This is a genomic window from Paenibacillus sp. FSL R7-0048, assembly GCF_038004505.1.
Classification (GTDB): Bacteria; Bacillota; Bacilli; order Paenibacillales; family Paenibacillaceae; genus Paenibacillus_AQ; species Paenibacillus_AQ odorifer.
The window spans coordinates 1,491,551-1,507,660 of sequence record NZ_JBBORF010000001.1 but is presented as its reverse complement, the minus strand read 5'-3'; the positions used below and the strand labels follow the sequence as shown (position 1 = coordinate 1,507,660).

Here is a 16,110-nt window from a genome sequence, read left to right as displayed (position 1 = left end):
TACTTCTACTATACTTAGAGGTGGCCTTGGCGTAAATTTATATAACATACGTTTGTATAGGAATATAAGAATCAGAACTTTTTTTGTGTGTAATGCACTAATTGGTTTTTGTAAGGTGAGTTGCGTGTCATATTATATGACCAAAGGTGGAAAAGGAACACTATTTCAGATTACTTTTCAGATTACTTTCCAGACTATTCTTTACTTCACTTTCCATTTTTCAGAATCCATTGCTCCTGAATCTCACCAAAATCTTCTTTTGTATCTGCGTCCATGAAATAATGGGCAGACTCAGATTCCAGAACAATCCCCTTATAATCAGGTGAACGCAATATCCCCGCCGCTCCTCGATCTCCATCTAATCCCTGTAGTGCTGGAAACAACGTCTTCGAGAACAAAGCCGGGGGCATAGCCGACCCATTACTGACGCTAGCGACATAATCCATCTCCGGAGATTGTTCAAACGTTTGTATTAGACGGTTCACTAATGCTGTAGTAATAAATGGCTGATCCGCAAGCGCCACAACTACTGCATCGGGCTGTAAAGGCAATACCGCATTAAGGCCGCAGCGCAGTGAAAAAGACAATCCTAGATGTGCGGTTAAGCAAGTTTCGGTACGTCTGGAGCCTTGCGGCTCAATCGCGGGTGGCAGCCATTCCAAGTTGTCATCCGCACGCACTACCACGATTAGCGGTTCTAGATTGCAACGATCCAATTCACTAAGCGCGACGCTCCCGAGGGAGACCTCCTGCGACAATTTCAGCGAAACCTTGGACACACCCATCCGCCTGCTCTGCCCCGCTGCCAAATATATTCCTGCTACCTTCAATACTATCCGCTCCTTTGGGCAGCTCTCGTGAGCCCACCCTTCTAATTTGAATAATTTCTGCTATAATACTGACCGCAATCTCCTCCGGACCTTCTCCTCCAATCGGCAACCCTACAGGTGCATGCAAAGATGCAGGAGCCTCAAACCCTTCCAGTAAAAGAGATATTCGCGCCTTCGAACCGATAATCCCTATATATAGAGGAGCAAGCGGAATCACACTCTCCAGGAACTGTCTATCCCGCCCAAGTTGATGACTGCAAATCAATACATAATCCTCCCGAGCTACGCCCAATCGCTGAACAACCTCCATGGGGGAACAAATTACTTGTTCAGCTCGAGGAAACTTATTGTGCAAGCTTCCTTCACGCCAATCCGCAACCGCTACCCGAAAGCCAACTCTGTCAGCAAGTTCCGCAATAGGAACCACATCACGTCCCCCGCCAAAAATCACAAGCCGCGGTTTAGATACGAAAGACGTATGGAATGCTGTCAATTCTGCTGGAGCGGCCATAAAGCGACCTGCCGCCAGGTTTTCTTTTGCCGAGTGGGATAATTTCGGATGTTTCTTGCTCTGCGGCAGTACAATTTCTGGATCCAGCTCCAGCTTATAGGCAAAACCTTTCTCCACTGCTTCGCGGAACAGAATTAGCTTTTCTCCCCTAGCCAATCTGTCACTCGCCTGCACTAAAAGCTTGTAGAGCTGACCCTGCACGGGTTCAAGCACTACTTTGATTTTGCCTCCACAGCCGACAACCTCACCCCAGGACAGATCATCCGGAGACAGCATGTTGTATTCCACAATTTCGGGCAGCCCTCGTTCCCAGATTTCAGAAGTCCGCAGCTGCAGATCGTTTTCCAGACAACCTGGACTCAGGCTCCCAATCGTACCTCCTTCAAAAAACAACATCACCGCTCCGGGTTTACGATACGAGTGTCCCTCCACCTCTATCAGCGTTGCCAGCACCGCAGGCGCCTGATGGGTTTGAATATGCATGGCGATCTCATGTGTATTCACGAGGTACCCCTCCTCCGTGTTTGCATTTCAATCCAGAACTTAGACCTTAGAACTTAGACCTTAGACTTTAAACCTTAGACCTTAGAACTCAGACCTTAGTCCCGTCCGAGCATCCTCCGAAACATGAATACTAACTTCAACCTCATGAGATCATTTATTTTTTTAAAATCGACGTCCAGCAGCTCACTAAGCTTCTCGATCCGGTAGGTAGCCGTGTTTCGATGAATAAACAGTTTCTTAGCCGTTTCATTAACATGACCATCGTTCTCTAGATAAACTTCCAGCGTCCGCAGCATTTCCCTGACATACTCCGGTTCTCGGCTAAGCAACCCTCTAAGACTTCCATTACAATATTTCTCCATAACCTCTGCCGGGATTTGCCCGAGCAGCAGGTTAAGCTCAAGCTGCCGGTAATGCACAACACTCCCTTTTACTCCCCCGCCCTGAAGCATTCCCATACAATCCTTTACCTCGGCAAAAGCCTCCTTCAGCCCCTCCGGCTTCGCTTTACAACTGCTTATCGCAGCTCGCGGATAATATCCCTTATCAAACTTCATGTTGTCAAAACAAAGCTGGATTAGATCCCGAAATTGTTCAGGACGCTGACGATCTCCCGGATATATAGACAAAAGTCCTTGATCTATGATCACATGAATTCCCTTTACTTCCCGCAGCCCGGGATGTTCAAGATATTCTTCTTTTAGCCTGAGTAGCTCCCCTTGGCGTTCTTCCCCAGTCGCAGCTGTATCGGTCAATAAGAGACAAAATGGTAATTGAAGCAGCTCAATCTCCAAATCGAGAGCAGCCTGCGCCAATTCTGTGTAAGATAAATTACCACTCAAACAACGTCTCAGCAATCCGCTAAACTCCCTGTGTTCTGCCTGTTCAAAATAATCTTCGTATCCTGAATGAATATGATATGAAATAAGTTCAGCTCCCTGAACAAACAAACTTTCTTCCATTGGGAGCAATAAAGGGTCGATGGCACAAAACAATAGATATCCGGAACACTTCTCTCCTTGCAAAAGTGGCGTACGGTAGCTCACATGATCTCCCACACGAAAGCGCTGATTCCGTTTCTGCCATGGCCACCCCTCCAGCAGCTGTGAAGGATGGTATTCAGAGTTGTTGTAGATCACATCCCCCCGTGCGCTAACCACCACAAGTGAATGACCAATCACTTCAGACACCGAGTCAAACAACGGACGGCTGCGGACAGATCTTAAGGCGAATTGCATCAGCTTTTTCTGCTTCTCCATAATGCTCTGCAGAACGTGAGTGCTGCGGCTAAGCTCGGCGCGAAACAGACCATTCATCTGATCCGAAAAAGTAAACTCGAACGGCAGTTGGATTAGAGGGAAGTTAAGACTCTCCGCTTCTGCGACCAGTTGCTCTGGTACTTCATCCCAAAACCGCCCCAGCTTAATGCCCAAGGCCGAAGATCCCCGGCGATTTAAAGTCTGCAGCAAGGCAGAGGCTTCCTCCATATTGTCCTTTATCAAGTAGGCTGTCGTTAGCAGCATCTCGCCTTCTTTGATCCAATCCGAAATATCGGGGGCATCCATCACATTAATTGACTTCACAATTCGATGTTTCCCTTTAGACCCAGCGATAAGCTTCGCCTCGGACAAAGGATAAATGGACAACGCTTCTTCAACCGTAAGATGCATGCCACCCCTCCTTATTAGGATCAATAGAACCATTTCTGATTTATAATGTTATTTTATGTAACATTATAATTAAAATGAACCGTGTTGAATAGAGGAAAGTTAAAATTTCATGATTATATGTAAATAAACTTAACACAAATTGAACATGGATGATGAATTATGAATTATGAATTATGAATTATGAATTATGAATTATGAATTATGAATTATTGAACTTTAGCTCATATCGTTCATGTGAACTGTATAAGGGGATTGGAAAATAGTAGGTGGAGTTGAGGGAGGGCTTTCGAGTAAAAACAAGTTTTTACGGGTTCAACATGGGAGTTGATGGGAGGGTATTCTCGGGCCATTCGCATTGGCCATCGGATCGAAGTCGCAGGCACACCAGCGCTGCAAGACGGGGAATTGAGCGGTGTAGGAGATCCGTACGAGTAGAGATAATACCACCCCACTGTAGCTGTGGCGGAGGTACAAGCGCTTATAGATCTACTGCTGCTGGTAGAAGTGGAGGGCTTTTTTGCCCTTCTTTTTGGCTGTTTGGCCGAAATCGCCGAGGTGAAGGGCACTTTTGCCCTTCTTTTTGGCTATTCGGCCGGAATTGCCGAGGTGTGAGGCATTTTTGCCCTTCTTTTTGGCTGTTTGGCCGAAACTGCCGAGATGAAGGGCACTTTTGCCCTTCTTTTTGGCTATTCGGCCGGAAGTGCCGGGATGAAGGGCACTTTTGCCCTTCTTTTTGGCTACATAGGTGTCTTCGCCACATTCTACGGGATTTATACCGTTCTTTTTAGTTACTTGAGCCATTTCCCCCGACTTCTACGGGATTTATACCGTTCTTTTTAGTTACTTGAGCCATTTCCCCCGACTTCTACGGGATTTATCCCGTTCTTTTTAGTTACTTGTGCCACTTCCCCGACTTCTGCGGGATTTATCCCGTTCTTTTTAGCTACTTCAGCCATTTCTCCGACTTCTGCGGGATTTATCCCCTTCTTATTAGTTACTTGTTCCACTTCCCCGAATTCTGCGGGATTTATACCGTTCTTTTAAGCTTATTTAGCCATTCCCCTAGATTCTACGGGATTTATACCGTTCTTTTTAGTTACTTGTGCCACTTCCCCTAGATTCTACGGGATTTATACCGTTCTTTTTAGTTACTTGTGCCACTTCCCCGACTTCTGCGGGATTTATCCCGTTCTTTTTAGCTACTTCAGCCATTTCCCCGACTTCTACGAGATTTATCCCGTTCTTTTTAGTTACTTATGCCACTTTCCTAGATTCTACGGGATTTATACTGTACTTTTTAGCTTCTTTAGCCATTTCTCCGATTTCTGCGGGATTTATACCGTTCTTTTCTCTCCAGCGACGTATTCACTTAATTCCACTGGTCTTACACCACACAATCGAGCGCTGAATTTATCTTTTTCACACTACTGCCCCACTATTGAGCTAACTCCAACTACCTTAGTATTAAAAGCAACTCCACTAGGCTCCCCGGTGTCAATAAAACTAAAAGCAGGAGGGAATGACATGTGCATTTCGTTAATTTGTGAATGAATAAGTGAGTGTGGCGTTAGAGTGTATTGCTAGAATGTAATCCAAGAGTGTATTCCTAGAGTGTATTCCAAAAGTGTATTCCAAGAGTGTACTCCAAGAGTGTATTCCTAGAGTGTATTCCAAGAGTGTACTCCAAGAGTATATTCTTAGAGTGTAATCCAAGAGTGTATTCCTAGAGTGTATTCCTAGAGTGTACTCCTAGAGTGTATTTCTAGAGTGTATTCCAAGAGTGTATTCCTAGAGGGTAATGGAGGAGTACCAGTTAACAGTAACTAGAAAAGTATCATCAAGATATGTTGTTCAGTACCTTCAGTCTGTTTAGTATCACTTTTTCAAGACCACTGCACCCAGTATCTCAGGACTGCTGCCACACTTCATTCACCCAAGAGAGTAACCGGAGATCCTGACCATGTCCGGCAATAACGGATAATCCCAGTGGCAATCCACTTGTGGAGAGCATAGGTATTGTTACCTGAGGCAAACCCGCCAACCCTGCTATGCAACTCAACATCATCGCACCGCTACGATTCTCCTCCAATTGGCGCAAATCCCCTCCACGCAGCGGCGCTGGTCCCGGAACTGTCGGAATCACAAGACAATTGTCCTCACCTAGCAGCAAGCGCATCTGATTAGAAATCTCTTTTTGTTTACATTTCGCAACACTATGATCCTCTTCCGCCAAACTAGCAGCCCACGAGAATCGCGCTGCAATATCAGGCCCAAAGACTGGTTTCTCGTTCTCAATCCAAACGCCATGAGTTTCCCAAATTTCATTCCCCTGCAATTCTCTAAAAACATCCATCCAGACCCTTAACCCCTCCAAAGCAATTTCTATCTCCATGAGATGATCTGCCCCGGATCGCAAACACCTTAATCCCTCCGATAAAATAGCTGCATTCTCCAGATTAACCAAAGCCCAGCAGTCAGTAGCAACAAATAAAGTACCCATTTTATTTTTGTCTTCCATATACTTTTTCACCTTGTTTTCCGGGCCAATCTCTAAAATTTTCTCCGTACTCTTCTCAGCACTCTTCTCAATACGTTTCTCCAAAATCGTTTCTAAACTTTCCTTCTGGCTCATTTCTAAATTATTTTCATCAGTCTTCACCATGTCTCCCTCTAGGTTGTTCTCTAAATTTTTCATTACATTCTTTTCCATGCTCTTCCCTACAGTTTCCTCTATACTACTTTCTATTTTCTTCGCCATCTTCACAGATGTACTCCCAGCCACAAGCAACACTTCCCCTACCTTCTGGAGCACATCCAAACGATCTGACATCCAGCCAACGGTATCAAAAGCCGGAGATAATGGAATAACACCTTGAAAATCTACAGCTCCATGCGTTGGTCGAAAGCCATATACTCCGCAATAGGAGGAAGGTACTCGAATTGAGCCACCGGTGTCCGTACCGAGCGCAAAATCAACACTACCAGAAGCTACCGCTACTGCCGAACCACTTGAAGATCCGCCCGGGATACGACCTACAGCACGCGGATTAATCGGCGTTCCAAAATGAAGGTTCTCGCCGCCCAGACTATACATCAACTCATCCGTATGGGCAGCACCACGAAGTGTAGCACCCGATAACAGTAAACGATGTACAACCACCGCATGCTCCGTGGACGGATGGTGGCTATGCAGCCAATCAGGATTCCCTGCTGAAGAGCTGTGTCCAGCTACAGCGAATACATCTTTTACTGCAAAGGTCAGTCCATCCAATATCCCGCTACCTAAACTCTCAACCGTAAGCTCAGGATCTATAAACGCACCATACCGATTATCCAAAACCATAATTACTCCTCCTCCCTTCACCATTACTATCACAATCCCTCTAACAGCCTTTCGAATCCGTCACCTTTTCTCCTACGATTCCTTCAGAGTCCTTCCGGCCGCTCCATCATTCCTATACCTACCACCCAATCGCCGCACCATCGCAGCGCGGGTCCGTTCCCCCACTGCGGTATCCATTGTCATCTATCGAAATCACGTGTGCATGACCCATAACCCCATCATAGTCATCTACTTTCCGGACAGTATGACCGGCTGCGGCCAAATCTGCCAGCACCTCATCAGCTACCCTGCTCTCCACCTTTAGTTCTTGCGTAGGCTCTCCCCACGTTCTCCCCCACACAAAACGTGGCTCATTCACAGCCATTTGTGGATTCATGCCATAATGCAGCATCCTTGTGAGCAGCAGAGTTTGAGTCTGTGGTTGACCTTCGCCACCTTGCGTCCCATAAAGAATTGCAGGTTTTCCCTCGCGGCAGGCCATCGCTGGCATCAGTGTGTGGAAACTGCGCTTATGCGGCTCAAGCGTATTGATGTGCCCGGGATCCAGCGAAAAAAACGAACCTCGATTCTGCAGCAAAATCCCCGTATCCCCAGCGATCACGCCCGAACCAAATTCAAAATACAGACTCTGAATAAAAGAGACCGCATTCCCGTCTTCATCCACAACCGCAGCATAAGCTGTATCACTGCCGATAGGCTGACTTATCAGTTGTGCAGCTTTTTGCATCGAAATCGCAGACGCTAATTGTCCTGCATAACGTTTTTCCAGCAGCTGCTCCAAAGGTATAGCACTAAAATCCGGATCCGTAAGCACCCTGTCCCGATCGCGGAAGCTTAACTTCAACGCTTCAACAAGCAGGTGATAATATTCATACGATCCATGCTCGATTGCTTCAAAATTGAAATACTCCAACATATTAAGACTCATTAGTCCTGTGAAACCTTGAGAGTTAGGCGGCACTTGGTACACCGTATGCCCGTGATAATCCGTATGAAGCGGCTCGCCCCACTCGCCCTGATGATCCGCAAAGTCATCCCGAGTCAGATACCCGCCAGATGCCAGCATAAAGTCACAGATGTCCTCCGCAATCTTTCCCTTATAAAAAGCATCCCGCCCACCCGCCGCCAATGTCCGCAGGGTGGCCGCCAGCTGTTTTTGCTGGAATCGCGATCCAGCACAAGGAATCACGCCGCCTGGCGTGTAAATCGCTGCCGCCTCCGGTGACAGCGCAGAGCCCGCAACAGCCGTGTTATTCCGCTGATCCGGCGACAGCGGAAACCCCTCCAAAGCGTAACCAACGGCAGGCTCCAGTACTTCCGCCAGCGTAAAGCGGCCATACTTACTCAGTATGGCATCCCAACTGTCCGCCATCCCCGGCACCGTAATGGCGCTGCGAATCCCCCGCCGCGGGATGAAAGCTTCCCCGGCGTAGCTGCTTCTGCGGACTCCGTACCCGGAGCGCCCGCTTCCGTTATAGGCCCGAACACGCGCCTCTTGCGTGTTATAGGTCAACCAAAAGGAATCTCCGCCTAGCCCCGTCATATGTGGATATACTACAGCTAATGTCGCACTGATCGCCACCGCTGCATCAAAGGCATTCCCCCCTTTTTCCAGCATACGTGCACCAGCAGCCGAGGCTAAATAATGGGGGCTAACTACCATAGTTTTTGTGCCTATTACGGGTTTCTCCACCATGCCCATCCCCCTATGTTTTACGGGTTTTTCCGCCATGTCCCAACTCCTTATTTTTTTTGCGGCGGGTTTCTCCATCATATTCAATCTCCTATATTCTGCGGCAGGTTCCTCTGCGAGCCCCCTATATCTTCTGGTTTAATTAGTGTAATTTAACATTACACGAAAATCCTTTGTCAATCGGTTACGCTGAAACGCAAAATAAACCTCTTCTTTTTGTGAGCTATGCACAAATAAGAGGTCCTCTTTGTTTAACCTTGTAGATTCACGCCTACGAATATTATAAGATCATTTTAATTACAGGGAGCCGCATACTACCATGGCGTACTACCGTGACCTTTTGCCACCAAATCGCTACCTATCTCGAATATATATAGTCACCTTTTGCCGCTATATAGCTACCTATCTCGGTTATGTCTTGTGGCTGCCTATCTCAGATATATCTAGCTGCATCTAACCTTAGTAATCTTAGCCACTTTTACTTAGGGGGGCTTGTGCTTTGGAACACCGAATAAACAATTTATTTTAAAATATATTGCGATAACACGGCCTGCACCTCGTAAATATTTACGGATTTATTGAAGGTCTTCTTCACCGGAAGCGTGCTGCTGGAAATGTAGATACATAGCTCCGCATCCAGATCAAAATGCCCTGCCGTCTCCACGGAATAATGCGAGATGCTTTTGTAAGGGATCGAATGATATTCTGTTTTTTTGCCCGTCAGACCTTGTTTATCCACCAAAATAAGCCGCTTGTCCGTAAAAATGAACATATCTCTAATCAGCTTATAGGCGCGTTCAATTTTCTCCTGAGGGGCAAGAATTTGTGCGTATTCCCGCTGGACCTCCGTAAGATTCACTTGCGATGCATTGCCCATTAATCCGTCAAAAAGTGCCATATCTCTTCCTCTTTTCATCCGTTAAATTTAGCCACTTGCCCCCCACTACAGAACCATATTATTCTATTTTTCATATTCTATGCTGTGTAAAAATACTCTCTGACATCTTTTTACTTGCTTATTTTTTGATTTTTGATTACACTGTCATTAAATTTACTAAGAGAGGGGTGTGGAAGGAATGGATCACAATTGGACCAACAGTGTTATGAGTCGGCTACCTAAAGCGATAGCTGGCATTGCTCATGTAAATGGCGATAACGGGAGAAGTCTGTCCATTTGTATGAATTTAATAACACTACACAATTGTGAAATGCCTTTCCTGCCATCACCCGGACGGATCAGTTAACCGGAGAATGATAAGGCCGTGGGGAAATTTCCCTACGGTCTTTTTTTATGGTTTTTTACAGGATTTCGGAGCCATTTAGGGTACTGGCGGTGCGAAGGGCATTCTTAAAGGAGAATATATATGATCATCCAATGCCAAAATGTTCAAAAATACCACGGGGCACAACTCGTGTTGAATAGCATTACCTTCGATATCCGCCAAGGGGAAAAAATTGGCCTGATCGGCCGCAACGGTTGTGGCAAAACGACACTATTCCACCTGCTGAACGGGGAAGAACGTCCGGATGAAGGGCAAATTTCAATACGCAAAGATAGCGTAGTAGGCCTGCTGGCTCAAATACAAGAAGTTAGCGAAAAAGAAACCGTATATGATGTTCTACAGCGCAGCTTTGCTGAACCTTTGCAATGGCAGCACCGCCTGCGGGAGCTTGAGCTGGAAATGTCCAGCTTTAACAGCGGAACGGATGAAACCCTCTGGAATCGGCTGTTAAAAGAATATGGCAGCTTGCAGGATAAGTTCGAGGCCGCCGGAGGTTACGAGATCGAATCCTCTATTCAGCGCGTAGCCTCGGGTCTCGGGATCGGAACCGGACAATACAGCCGACTGTTCGCCTCTCTTTCAGGAGGAGAAAAAACAAAAGTCGGACTTGCGGAGCTGCTGCTGCGCCGTCCAGACATCCTTCTACTGGATGAACCAACCAATCATCTCGATATGAATGCCATCGAATGGTTGGAGCAATTTTTACAGAGTTATGATGGAACAGTGCTGGCGATCTCCCATGACCGCTACTTTCTGGACGCTGTAGTCAAGAAAGTCATCGAGATTGAAGATGGCGAGGCTTTTACCTTCCACACCAACTACAGCGGCTATCAAGTGGAGAAGGAAACACGACTTCTTCAACAATTTGCTGATTATCAAGAGCAGCAGAAAAAAATAAAACAAATGCAGGAAAGCATCAAACGTCTCATTGAATTTGGCAATCGCGGGACTCCTCCTAACCCTTCCTTTTACCGGAGAGCAGCATCCATGCAAAAAGCACTGGATCGTATGGTGAAGGTTAAACGTCCCATTCTGGAGCGCAAATCAATGGATTTGCAGCTACAGCAAAATGACCGTTCCGGTAATCAGGTTGTCATTTTGGAGGATATCGGAAAAGCATATGGTCAGCGAAGCCTTTTCACAGAGGCAAACGAAGTGCTTCGCTACGGAGAGACTACGGCACTCATCGGCGGTAACGGGGCAGGTAAAAGTACACTTTTAAGAATTATTTTAGGGCAGGAAACCCCGGACAGCGGAAGCTGTACACTCGGTTCAAGAACTGTGGTCGGCTACCTCGCACAAGAGGCTGTTCCGGAAAATAACAAACAGTCTGTACTCCGCTACTTCCGCGAAGAAGCTGGACTTGAAGAAGGTGAAGCTCGCGGGCAGCTTGCACGTTTCCTATTCTATGGTCCCGATGTATTCAAAGACATTACGAATCTGTCCGGTGGTGAATGGACCCGCCTGCGTTTCGCTGTACTAATGCATCGCAAGCCAAACCTGCTGATTCTCGATGAGCCGACCAATCATCTGGACATAGATTCTCGTGAAGCACTCGAAGAAGCATTAGAGGAGTTTCCAGGCACAGTTCTGGCGGTATCTCATGACCGTTATTTCATCAATCGTCTATTTCACAAACTATGGTCCATTGAAGACGGGCGGTTTGGAGTGTTCAACGGAAACTATGAATATTACAAGGAAAAACAAGCTGAAAAAGCATTATTAGCTCCCTCTTTTGCGGATCAAGCTAAACCTTTCTCTGCAGAACGAACAAGTTCAGGCTCTGATAAGCCTCAATCTAACAATTCAGGGAAAGAAACCAACGCTAAATCCTCCAGTTCCCGTAGGAAAAACACCACCTTCGACTGGGAAACGGCCATTGCAGAGGTAGAGAAACGCCTTGGCGTGATCGATGCCAAGATGTTAGAGCCCCTGATCAGCAGCGATGCAGTTGAACTTGCTGAACTGCAACAAGAACGTGATGCGATACAGGAACAGTTGGATGAGCTCTATACAGGATGGATGGAGACAACTGATCTATAAATTGATCTATAAGGAGATGAGCATATGAGCAACAAAGAGAAAATTAAGTTGTTATGGAAAGAATATACCCAGCTTCATCCACAAAAAGCGGATAAATATGACGCCTGGGCCTTTGGTGACAGTCCCCAGATGGCCGATAAACTGCTCGATCTGGTGATTCGTGGGATCAAGACAGGAACTGCTTCAAATTATGATATATTTGAAACTTGTGACGAGACGTTTCCGCAAGTTGGCGGGCACAGTATCGTGCTGGATGGTTCTGGTGATCCGCAGGCAATAATTATTACTACAGAGGTACAAATTATACCTTTTGATGAGGTTAGCGCTGAGTTTGCCTATACTGAAGGAGAGGGTGACCGGACGCTTAAGTCATGGCGTCATGATCATGAGCAGTTCTTCACCCGAGAATCCTTAAAATTCTTAAACAAACCCTTTGATCCAAAGATGAAAGTTGTTTGTGAGAATTTTAAAGTGGTATATACAAAAGGCTAAGATCTTCAGAAAACGCAAAAGGCTGTCTCTTCCTGATATGCTCCCCATATAGTAGACAGGTGAAATAATAAAAACCTGTCGCTGTATGGGGAGCATTTTTATGGAACAAAAGAAGTTTACAGCACTGGAAAAGTTAACGATTCTCCAAGAAATTGAACGGGGCGACATTGGTTTGAAAACTGCGGCCCGGAAGTATGGAATATCCAAAAACTCATTAGTGAAGTGGCGGCAACGTTATCAATTGTATGGATACGAAGGGCTGGAAGTCCGAAGCTACAATCGTACATATTCTGCAGAACTTAAACTCCATGCCGTTAAGGACTATCTCGAGGGAGGATTGTCGCAAAACCAAATCATCTGCAAGTATAAGATTGCAAGTTCAACCCAACTCGCCAACTGGATTAGGAAGTATAATGGTCATAGCAACAGCTTAACAGCTCATTCAGGAGGAACTAAAGCTATGACCAAAGGACGCGTAACCACTTGGCAGGAACGGATAAATATCGTGCTGTACTGCCTTTCGAACAGAGAAGACTATGCGAAGACGGCAAGCCATTTTCACGTGTCTTACCAACAAGTATATAGCTGGGTAAAGAAGTACGAAGCTGGTGGTGAAGAGGCGTTACGAGACGGTAGAGGACGCACTAAAGCGCCTGAAGAACTTACGGAAGCAGATCGCCACAAACTCGCGATGCAAAAGCTGGAATACGAGAATGCACGCCTGCGTGCGGAGAATGCTTTTCTAAAAAAGTTAGAGGAACTCGAAAGGAGGAGACGTTAAGGACCATTCGCCAGGTGAACATCTACCTGGCCATTCAGGCCGTTCAGCAGGAACAGTCTTGCTCCATTCGGCTTTTGTGTGACATCGCAGGGATTTCACGGTCAAGTTATTACAAATGGTTGAATCGCAAACCCAGTTCTCGAGAGGCAGACAACGAGAAACTGACAGAGGCTATGCTCCTCTTGTATGAGAAGGTGGAACGAACCTTTGGGTATCGCCAATTGACCCTGCATTTGCGCAGACAAATGGATAAATCTATTAACGCAAAGCGAGTGTACCGGCTGATGAGATGCCAAGGCATCCAGTCAGTCATCCGCAGAAAGAAAAAGAAGTATGTAGGCTCCACGCCGCAGCAGGTTGCAGAGAATGTGCTGAACCGTAATTTTGAGGCTGAAGCTCCAAACCAAAAAATGGGTAACGGATGTAACGGAATTCAAATACGGAAACGGCAAGAAGGCGTATTTAAGTGCAATAAAAGATCTGTATGACAAGTCGATTGTTGCTTACGTTCTGGGTCATTCCAATAATAATTCGCTAGTTTTTAACACACTGGAATTAGCTTTGAAGGCAGCACCGGAGAGCCGAACCTTACTCCATAGCGACCGTGGTTTTCAGTATACCTCTCTGCATTTTAAAAAGATGCTGGACGATGCAGAACTGAAGCAAAGCATGTCCCGAGTAGGCTGCTGCATTGACAATTCGCCGATGGAATCCTTCTGGGGAACATTGAAATGTGAGAAGTACTACTTACATTCCTACCAGACCTTTGAAGAACTCCAAACAGATATTGATACCTACATTCATTTTTACAATAACGAACGGTTACAGGCAAAACTAAACGGCCTCAGTCCCATTGAATTTAGGACTAAGGCCGCTTAAACTACTTTTATTTTTTGTGCTGTCTACTTGACGGGGTGCAGTTCATCCACAAGGAAGGGACAGCCTTTTGTGTATACTATAAATTCAACAGAATTAGATCCTCATTAATTTATGGTTTAGTGCCAAAATCCCAAAATCCAGCCAATAACAGAGATCCATAACGGAATGCTGATTAAGATACCCCAAACCAGCCCAGTGGCAATATTGCCTTCTGCAGGACGCACCACATTTTCCTGTTTCAATGGAATGCTCAATTCTTCTTGTTCCATGCGATCCCCTCCTAAAATATCTTATCGTCACAGTAGAGGAAAAAATGTAGACCGCTCGACCCAAAAAATTAAAATTTTGAATTTTGGTAGATATAAAGGCTCAGCGGCCAAACCGTTGTAAGTGCTTACATATTAGATATTAACCAAATTTTGAATAATTAAAAACTTAAATTTGCGGAAGTCATACAGTATATGCAGATTCTTAGTCCAATATTACTACTTTTTCCGGATTTCGTAAATATTCAAACATCGTCCGAATCTGTGCCTCTGTATTCCGCTCTGCTGAGAGCTCAGGCAGCTTATCTTCTGCAAAAAAAGAAACTTCGCTTGTCTCTACCCCTTCCATTGCCTCTCCGCCCACAATGCGGCATAAAATAAAGAACTTATACACGTGATAAGGCTCCGGTGGATGGTTATGAAATTTCTTATCTAATACAGCCAGTAAGCGAACTGCTTCTGCCTCAAAACCCGATTCCTCTTTGATTTCTTTCACAACAACCTCACTCGGGGACAGTCCAATGTCTCCCCAACCACCAGGAAGCGCCCAATTCCCGTCCAACTTCTCGCGAACAAGTAGAATTTCATCCTCCCGGAATACAACACCACGGACATCAACTTTTGGAGTAGCATAACCCCCTTCACCCGCAAAGGAGAGTCTAATTCTCTCCTTGCTTTCGAAGGTATAATTAGCGAGGATATCTACACTGAGCTCCCGCAAAGCTTGATACCGTTCTATATCATAAACATCCTTAGCATAAGTTAATCCAGTCTGTGCGATGGCCTGAATTTCTTTGGCCCACGTTAACCATTTCTGCTCCATTGCTGCACCCCTTTTTCGGTACCTTGATTAGGATTACTGGCAAAGCATTAAATGACGCGAGAAGGCTCCTTTTTTAGCTTCACAACGGTCTATGATTGTAAATCCAGCTTCAGTGATCATCTCGTCCATCGGTTCAATCGCAACGATAACCACCCGATCTGCAATCCGGCGCGCATTCACTAGAATCGCGAACTGCTCCTCAGGTGTAATACTAGAATATAGATTATATGGCATATCTACAATGGCTACATCGTAATGATCAGTGATATCCGCAATATCCCCAAGCGTTACCTCACTGGTGAATCCAAAATGGGCAATATTTGTTCTCGCACCGGTAGCAATCATAGGGTTAATATCACGTCCAACCATGTCGATTCCCATTGACAAGGCTTCTACCATTACAGTTCCAATACCACAGCAAGGATCTATAGCACGTATACCTTCAGGATTCGGAATAGCCATATTAACCGCGGCACGGGCAACACGTGTACTAAGCGCGATAGAATAGCTGCGTGGCTTCTTCATTTGGCGGAACCAAGTTGCCTTGTTTTTATGATAAGATCCGAAGTACCAGCGTCCACCCAGCGTAACAATGCCGTATACCAGCTCCGGATGGTTAACATCCGCTTCTCCTTCAATCCGCAACCCAATTTCCCGCTCGATCACTCTGCGCTCATCATACTCTATTTTGTCTGCAGGGCCCAGATCGTTGGTCTTCACAAAAATAACCTTAAACGTCTTGCCGCCAAGCTCCACCTGCTCCGTTTGATCATAAATCTCAGGCAGACTATCCCCTTCATACATTACATCTATCCGCTCTTTAATGAAGGGACTGCGGCTGACATCCACTTCAACCTCACTCTTAAAAAGAGCAGTCGGCACCTGCTCGCCAAAAAGACATCGCAGCTCCATCTGACACAGCGATAATTCGTCCTCTGAACAGGTGTAAGTATAAATAAATGTGTTTGTTCCACTTTCCGTATGCAATATAA

Annotated in this window: 13 protein-coding genes and 1 pseudogene; 3 read left to right on the top strand and 11 right to left on the bottom strand. The window is 45.8% G+C overall.

All coding sequences use genetic code 11. The annotated features are described in order from the left end of the window. Positions 1–206 precede the first annotated feature (206 nt). From NSQ91_RS06595 to NSQ91_RS06560, 8 genes are all read right to left on the bottom strand, one after another. Positions 207–779 carry an NTP transferase domain-containing protein gene (locus tag NSQ91_RS06595; protein ID WP_339801425.1) on the bottom strand — a complete coding sequence of 191 codons (573 nt, stop codon included), beginning with the start codon at positions 777–779 and terminating at the stop codon, positions 207–209. Continuing rightward, positions 721–1,845, bottom strand: coding sequence for an XdhC family protein (locus NSQ91_RS06590; protein ID WP_340917011.1), 1,125 nt, complete (start codon positions 1,843–1,845; stop codon positions 721–723). Before NSQ91_RS06590 ends, NSQ91_RS06595 begins: the two co-directional genes overlap by 59 nt. 95 nt (positions 1,846–1,940) lie before the next feature. Then, positions 1,941–3,515, bottom strand: a complete 1,575-nt coding sequence (locus tag NSQ91_RS06585; protein ID WP_076279511.1) for a PucR family transcriptional regulator — start codon at positions 3,513–3,515, stop codon at positions 1,941–1,943. Positions 3,516–4,001: 486 nt separating this feature from the next. Continuing rightward, on the bottom strand, positions 4,002–4,316 hold the full coding sequence (locus NSQ91_RS06580; RefSeq protein ID WP_340917008.1) for a hypothetical protein: 315 nt from the start codon (positions 4,314–4,316) through the stop codon (positions 4,002–4,004). 35 nt (positions 4,317–4,351) lie between these two features. After that, the gene (locus NSQ91_RS06575) at positions 4,352–4,522 is read right to left on the bottom strand and encodes a hypothetical protein (protein ID WP_340012063.1); all 171 of its coding nucleotides are present in this window, start codon (positions 4,520–4,522) and stop codon (positions 4,352–4,354) included. Between the two features lie 899 nt (positions 4,523–5,421). Further along, complete coding sequence (locus NSQ91_RS06570; protein ID WP_256716694.1) at positions 5,422–6,852, bottom strand: amidase family protein; 1,431 nt, start codon at positions 6,850–6,852, stop codon at positions 5,422–5,424. 124 nt (positions 6,853–6,976) lie between these two features. Then, entirely contained in the window at positions 6,977–8,554 is a 1,578-nt protein-coding gene (ggt, locus tag NSQ91_RS06565; protein WP_076305704.1) for a gamma-glutamyltransferase, read from the bottom strand. A gap of 517 nt (positions 8,555–9,071) precedes the next feature. Beyond that, a complete protein-coding gene (locus NSQ91_RS06560) occupies positions 9,072–9,449 on the bottom strand; it encodes a PH domain-containing protein (RefSeq protein ID WP_036680049.1) in 378 nt (125 codons plus the stop codon). A 466-nt stretch (positions 9,450–9,915) separates the two neighbouring features. On the opposite strand from NSQ91_RS06560, the gene NSQ91_RS06555 reads away from it, so the two are divergent. The 3 genes and pseudogenes from NSQ91_RS06555 (at position 9,916) to NSQ91_RS06545 (ending at position 14,029) form a co-directional block, all read left to right on the top strand. Beyond that, entirely contained in the window at positions 9,916–11,877 is a 1,962-nt protein-coding gene (locus NSQ91_RS06555) for an ABC-F family ATP-binding cassette domain-containing protein (protein ID WP_076305705.1), read from the top strand. A gap of 24 nt (positions 11,878–11,901) precedes the next feature. Continuing rightward, the gene (locus NSQ91_RS06550; protein WP_076125460.1) at positions 11,902–12,369 is read left to right on the top strand and encodes an ASCH domain-containing protein; all 468 of its coding nucleotides are present in this window, start codon (positions 11,902–11,904) and stop codon (positions 12,367–12,369) included. Between the two features lie 100 nt (positions 12,370–12,469). Then, a pseudogene (locus tag NSQ91_RS06545) lies at positions 12,470–14,029 on the top strand (IS3 family transposase). A gap of 116 nt (positions 14,030–14,145) precedes the next feature. On the opposite strand, the gene NSQ91_RS06540 reads toward NSQ91_RS06545, so the two are convergent. The 3 genes from NSQ91_RS06540 to NSQ91_RS06530 all read right to left on the bottom strand — a co-directional run bounded on the left by NSQ91_RS06540 (position 14,146) and on the right by NSQ91_RS06530 (position 16,105). Next, positions 14,146–14,298 carry a hypothetical protein gene (locus tag NSQ91_RS06540; protein ID WP_155288093.1) on the bottom strand — a complete coding sequence of 51 codons (153 nt, stop codon included), beginning with the start codon at positions 14,296–14,298 and terminating at the stop codon, positions 14,146–14,148. Positions 14,299–14,500: 202 nt separating this feature from the next. Next, a complete protein-coding gene (locus NSQ91_RS06535; RefSeq protein ID WP_076125462.1) occupies positions 14,501–15,118 on the bottom strand; it encodes an NUDIX hydrolase in 618 nt (205 codons plus the stop codon). A gap of 33 nt (positions 15,119–15,151) precedes the next feature. Further along, a complete protein-coding gene (locus NSQ91_RS06530) occupies positions 15,152–16,105 on the bottom strand; it encodes an RNA methyltransferase (RefSeq protein WP_076125464.1) in 954 nt (317 codons plus the stop codon). Between the last annotated feature and the right edge of the window lie 5 nt (positions 16,106–16,110).

What these genes read in the sequence shown, in the direction of transcription:
- NSQ91_RS06585 (WP_076279511.1), bottom strand. Translation starts at nt 3,515, where the DNA reads ATGCATCTTACGGTTGAAGAAGCGTTGTCCATTTATCCTTTGTCCGAG.
- NSQ91_RS06580 (WP_340917008.1), bottom strand. Translation starts at nt 4,316, where the DNA reads ATGGCTCAAGTAACTAAAAAGAACGGTATAAATCCCGTAGAATGTGGC.
- ggt (WP_076305704.1), bottom strand. Translation starts at nt 8,554, where the DNA reads ATGGTGGAGAAACCCGTAATAGGCACAAAAACTATGGTAGTTAGCCCC.
- NSQ91_RS06560 (WP_036680049.1), bottom strand. Translation starts at nt 9,449, where the DNA reads ATGGCACTTTTTGACGGATTAATGGGCAATGCATCGCAAGTGAATCTT.
- NSQ91_RS06555 (WP_076305705.1), top strand. Translation starts at nt 9,916, where the DNA reads ATGATCATCCAATGCCAAAATGTTCAAAAATACCACGGGGCACAACTC.
- NSQ91_RS06550 (WP_076125460.1), top strand. Translation starts at nt 11,902, where the DNA reads ATGAGCAACAAAGAGAAAATTAAGTTGTTATGGAAAGAATATACCCAG.
- NSQ91_RS06540 (WP_155288093.1), bottom strand. Translation starts at nt 14,298, where the DNA reads ATGGAACAAGAAGAATTGAGCATTCCATTGAAACAGGAAAATGTGGTG.
- NSQ91_RS06535 (WP_076125462.1), bottom strand. Translation starts at nt 15,118, where the DNA reads ATGGAGCAGAAATGGTTAACGTGGGCCAAAGAAATTCAGGCCATCGCA.